The organism is Pseudomonas cichorii (assembly GCF_018343775.1).
GTDB lineage: Bacteria > Pseudomonadota > Gammaproteobacteria > Pseudomonadales > Pseudomonadaceae > Aquipseudomonas > Aquipseudomonas cichorii.
The window spans coordinates 2,916,841-2,922,658 of the sequence record NZ_CP074349.1; the positions used below are offsets into that span (position 1 = coordinate 2,916,841).

The window sequence follows — 5,818 nt, forward strand, 5'->3', positions numbered from 1 at the left end:
CGCAGCCTTGCCCGAAGCCTGGGCGTGAGTGCGGCCAGTCTCTATCACCTGGCATGGGGTCTGGTGGTGGGGCGTGTCTCGGCAAGTGACGATGTGGTATTCGGTACTGTGCTGGTCGGGCGGATGCGCGGCGGGGAAGGCGCAGACCGGGCACTGGGCATGTTCATCAACACCTTGCCGATCCGTGTGGAACTGGGGCAGCAGGCTGTGGCCCAGGCCGTCAGGCAGGTGCATGCACGTTTGAGCGGGTTGCTTGAGCATGAACATGCGCCTTTGGCTCTGGCACAGCGTTGCAGTGGCGTTGCAGCACCGGCTCCGCTGTTTGGCGCACTGCTCAATTTCCGCCACAGCGCGGCGGATGACTCTGCACAGGCTCACACCGCCTGGCAGGGTATCCAGGGGCTTGAGGCCCATGAGCATACGGCTTATCCCTTGTCGCTGGCGGTAGACGATACAGGTGCCGGGTATCTTCTGACGGTTCAGGCCAGCGGAGGCATCGATGCCCGGGCGCTGTGCGATTACATGCAGTGCGCCTTGCAGAACATGCTTGAAGCACTTGAACAGGCCCCGTCGACCGCCTTGAATCGCATTTCGATACTGTCTGCTGCCGAGCGCCTGCGGTTGCTGACATCGTTCAACGATACCGATTGTGTTTATCCGGATCAGGCAACCGTTCACGGGCTGTTCGAGGCTCAGTCGCAACGTACGCCCGATGCCGTGGCGGTGGTGCATGGCGAGCAGAGCCTGACTTATCGTCAGCTGGATCAACAGGCCAATCGACTGGCGCACTGCCTGACGCCATTGCTTGGCGGGCAGAATGCCCCGGTCGCGTTGTGTGTCGAACGTGGCCTGGAAATGCTGGTGGGCTTGTTGGGCATTCTCAAGGCGGGCGGTTGTTATGTGCCGCTGGACCCCGGTTATCCAGCCGATCGCTTGAACTACATGCTTGCCGACAGCTCTCCGGTGGCCTTGCTGACACTGGGCAACCCGCCTGACGGCCTGGACAGCGGCAGTATCCCGGTCATCGCTCTGGACCGCGATGCAGAATGGCGTTCAGGCCCGACAGCGCCTGTGGAGCGCGAAACCGATGCGCGACAACTGGCCTACGTGATCTACACCTCCGGCTCCACCGGCAGACCCAAAGGGGTCATGCTCGAACAACGGGGCGTGGTCAACCTGCTCTGTGCCATGCGCGACCTGACCCGTACCGGGCCAGAAGACCGCATGCTGGCCCTGACCACCATCAGCTTCGACATTGCCGGCCTGGAACTCTACATGCCGCTGATCTGCGGCGCCTGTACGGTACTGCTTGACCGCCACGGGGCTCAGGACCCCGTGTTGCTGGCCGAAGCGATCGCTCAGAGCGGTGCGACCATGATGCAGGCCACGCCGGCTACCTGGCGACTCTTGCTGGATTCCGGCTGGTCGGGAGCTACCGGGCTCAAGGCGTTGTGTGGTGGCGAGGCGCTGCCTCTCGACCTGGCACAACGAGTGGCCGCAAGAGTCGGCACGCTCTGGAACGTCTATGGCCCTACCGAAACCACCATCTGGTCATCAGCGCTGGAGTTCGATGCCAGTGACAGGACTTCGGCCAGCGTCAGTATCGGCCGTCCGATTGCCAATAACCGTTTCTACCTGCTGGACGAGCAGGGCGAGCCCGTCCCCATGGGCGTGGCTGCCGAGCTGTATATCGGTGGCGACGGCGTGGCCCGTGGTTATCTGAACTGGGAGCAACTGACTGCCGAACGCTTTATCGATGACCCGTTTTCCTCGAAGCCCGGAGCGCGTCTTTACCGTACTGGCGACCTGGCACGCTATCGCCCCGATGGCAGCCTCGAATACCTGGGCCGCAACGATTTCCAGGTGAAGATTCGTGGCTACCGGATCGAACTCGGAGAAATCGAAGCCAGACTGGGCGCTGTGTCCGGTATCCGCGAAGCAGTGGTCGTAGCCGTCAACGACGCCCATGGCGACCTGCGGCTGGCGGGCTATTACACCGGAGAAAACTGTGCAAGCAGTCTGCTGCGTGAGTCCTTGCTGGCCAACTTGCCGGAGTTCATGGTTCCGACCGTGTTCGTACACCTGGAAAAACTGCCGCTGACCCCCAACGGCAAACTGGACCGCAAAGCGTTGCCGGCTCCCGAAACCGATATCACGCGTCACTACGAAGCGCCTCGTGGGGAGCAGGAAATCAGTCTTGCCGCGACATGGGCCGAGTTGCTCAAGGTCGAGCGGATCGGACGCGACGATGACTTCTTCGAACTGGGCGGGCACTCGCTGCTGGCCATGCGTCTGGTGTCTCTGGTTCGTCAGCAGTGGGGCGTCGAACTGCAACTGGCCGAGCTGTTTGCCCACCCTCAGTTGAGTGCAGTGGCCGAGCAGATTGCGTTGGCAACACGCAGCACCTGGCCGGATATCACACCGATTTCTCGTGATGAAGCCTTGCCGCTCTCGTTCGCTCAGCAGCGCCTGTTGTTCCTGGCGAAAATGGAAGGTGCCAGTGCCGCCTATCATCTGCCCGCCGGGCTGCGCCTCAGGGGAGCGCTCGACGTGTCCGCACTGCAACGTGCCCTGGATCGCATCGTGGCGCGACATGAGGCTCTGCGTACCTGCTTTGTCCAGCCTTCGGGTGGTGCGGCAGTGCAACGTATCCTGCCACCGGACATCGGTTTTGCGCTGACCCGGGTGGATATCTCGGGGCTCGACGATCCGTCGGCCACCTTGAACGAGATGACCGGGCAGGAGGCGCTGCAAAGCTTCGATCTGCAGCACGGGCCGCTGATTCGCGGACAGTTGATCCGTCTGGCGGAGCAAGAGCATGTGCTGCTGGTCACCCTGCACCATATCGTTTCCGATGGTTGGTCCATGGGCGTATTGACGACCGAGCTGGGTGAACTCTACGCAGCATGTGTGCGTGGTGAAGCGGACCCTCTGCCGGAGCTGACCTTGCAGTACGCCGACTATGCTGCCTGGCAGCGTCGCCTGCTGGATGGCGAGGCCTTGAAGGCCCAGACCGACTGGTGGCGCAAGACGCTGGCCCAGGCTCCGGCGGTGCTGACACTGCCGACCGACCAGCCTCGTCCGGCACTGCAGGACTATTCGGGAGCCGCGATACCGGTCTGCTTCGATGCGCAGTTGACCGCGCAGCTTCAGGACCTGAGCAAACGCCATGGCACCACGCTATACATGACGGTGCTGGCAGCCTGGGCGGCTACATTGGGTCGTTTGTCCGGTCAGGATCAGGTGGTCATCGGCTCGCCGGTGGCCAACCGCATGAATGCAGAAGTCGAAGGGCTTATCGGTCTGTTCGTCAACACACTGGCACTGCCGGTCGATCTGTCCGGCAAACCCGACTTCGCCGAGTTGCTGTGCAGGGTCAGAACCCTGGCCCTGGAAGCACAGGCCCGTCAGGCATTGCCTTTCGAACATGTGGTGGAGGTGGTCAAACCGGTTCGCAGCCTGTCTCACAGCCCGTTGTTCCAGGTCATGCTGTCGTGGCAGAACAACGAAAGTGTCGACCTTCAGTTGGGCGACCTGACGCTGGAAGGCATTGGCGCACCGAGAAACAGCGCCAAGTTCGATCTGTCCCTGGACCTCGGCGAAATCAACGGCCAGCTGCAGGGCAGCCTGGAGTTCGCCACCGCCTTGTTCTACCCGCAAACCATCGAGCGTTATCGCGGTTATCTGGAGCGTCTGCTACGTGCCATGGTGGCCGATGCAGGACAGTCCGTGTACGGCATTGCTTTGCCGGACGAAGCGGAGCGTCTGCATCTGGCCCGTTTCAACGACACGCAACACTACTATCCGCCGGCACAAACCGTTCATGGTCTTTTCGAGGCTCAGGTACTGCGTACGCCTGATGCTCCGGCCCTGATCCATGGCGGGGAACAGCTGAATTACCGGCAGTTGAACGAGCGAGCCAATCGTCTGGCCTGGCATTTGCGCGCACGGGGCGTCGAGCCGGATGCCCGGGTGGCTATCTGCATGGAGCGTGGTACGGAAATGGTGGTCGGTCTGCTGGCCATCCTCAAGGCGGGCGGCGGTTATGTGCCGTTGGACCCTGCGTATCCGGTCGAGCGTATCGCCTACATGCTGGAGGACAGCTCGCCGACCGTGGTGCTGGCCCATGGGCCGACTCTCGGTCTGCTGTCTGCCACCCGCGCTCCGGTGATCGACCTGGACAACAGCACCTGGCTCGGACAATCACCGGAAAACCCGGACGTTCCCGGCCTGAGCGCTACGCACCTGGCCTATGTGATTTACACCTCCGGGTCCACCGGCATGCCCAAAGGCGTGATGATCGAGCATAGAAACACGGTCAATTTCCTGACCTGGGCAAAACGGGCGTTCGAGCCGTCAGTGCTTGCCAGGACCCTGTTCTCCACCTCGTTGAACTTCGACCTGGCGGTCTATGAATGCTTCGCTCCGCTGACCACCGGTGGCTGCATCGATCTGGTGAAAAATGCCCTCGAATTGCAGCGAAACGAGCACGATGTGACACTGATCAACACCGTGCCTTCAGCGCTCAAGGCGCTGCTGGAATCCACCGGGCTGAGCCAGGGTGTGCATACGGTCAACGTGGCGGGCGAAGCACTCAAGCGCAGTCTGGTTGAAAAACTGTTCGAGCAGACTCAGGTCAAGCAGTTGTGCAACCTCTACGGGCCTTCGGAAACCACGACTTACTCCAGTTGGGTCGCCATGGATCGAGAAAGCGGTTTCAGTGCGCATATCGGAAAACCCATTTCCAATACTCAATTCCATGTGCTCGATGAGTATCTGAACCCGGTGCCGCTGGGCGTTGCGGGCGAACTCTTCATCGGTGGCGCGGGCGTGGCGCGCGGGTATCTCAACCGTGACGAACTGACGGTCGAGCGCTTCCTCGATGACCCGTTCAGTGATGCTCCGGGGGCTCGCATGTACCGCACCGGTGACCTGGGGCGCTGGTTACCGGACGGCAATATCGAGTACCTGGGTCGCAATGACGATCAGGTGAAGATTCGCGGCTTCCGTATCGAACTGGGTGAGGTCGAAGCGCGCCTGGCTAGTCATGAAGCGGTCCGGGACGCGGTTGTCCTGGCCCGGGAAGACGAGCCTGGTGATGTGCGGCTGGTGGCGTATTACACGCTGCAGAGCGAGAAACTGGTGGTCGACAGTGGGTTGTTGCGAGCGCATTTGCAGGCGCAATTGCCTGAGTACATGGTGCCTGCCGCCTATGTGCACCTCGATACCTTGCCGCTGACGCCCAATGGCAAGCTTGATCGCAAGCGCCTGCCGTTGCCCGACAGCAACGCTTACGTGACGCATCGTTACGAAGCGCCTCAGGGCGAAAACGAAACCCGGCTGGCTATGCTCTGGGCCGAACTGCTGAAGGTGGAGCGAGTAGGGCGTCACGACCACTTCTTTGAACTGGGCGGGCATTCGCTGCTGGCGGTCAGTCTTATCGAGCGCATGCGCCAGGAGGGGCTGGAAGCCGATGTTCGTGTCCTGTTCGGGCAGTCGACCCTGGCCGCCGTCGCGGCATCGGTGGTGCCACTGCGCACCGTCGAAGTCGCGGCTTCCCGTGTCCCTACCCAGCAACGCAAACGCCGTATCTGATCCGTCTCTCTGCTGACCCTGCGGTGTCCCCATTCAAGGGGACGCCGCTTTCCCAAAGCCCCTGCCGTCCTGCATCCCGCCTGTCCCTACATACCGTGACAGACAGTCCAGAACCGATGCTCTAGTTTTTTCCCACCCTAGAAAGGCGGTCTTTCGCCTTTTCACGAAGCCGTCTTGTGTTTTTCGTCGACTTCTCCAGAACTCATACAGCGCAGGTTATTCG

General features: G+C 61.5%; 1 protein-coding gene (cut by a window edge). It reads left to right on the plus strand.

All coding sequences use genetic code 11. The annotated features are described in order from the left end of the window. A protein-coding gene (locus KGD89_RS12625) for a non-ribosomal peptide synthetase (RefSeq protein ID WP_025260144.1) crosses the window boundary here: on the plus strand, window positions 1-5,595 show its final stretch. It extends 7,464 nt beyond the left edge of the window; the window shows 5,595 of its 13,059 coding nt (coding positions 7,465-13,059); its start codon lies off the left edge, out of view; the stop codon is at window positions 5,593-5,595. The last annotated feature ends 223 nt before the right edge of the window (window positions 5,596-5,818 follow it).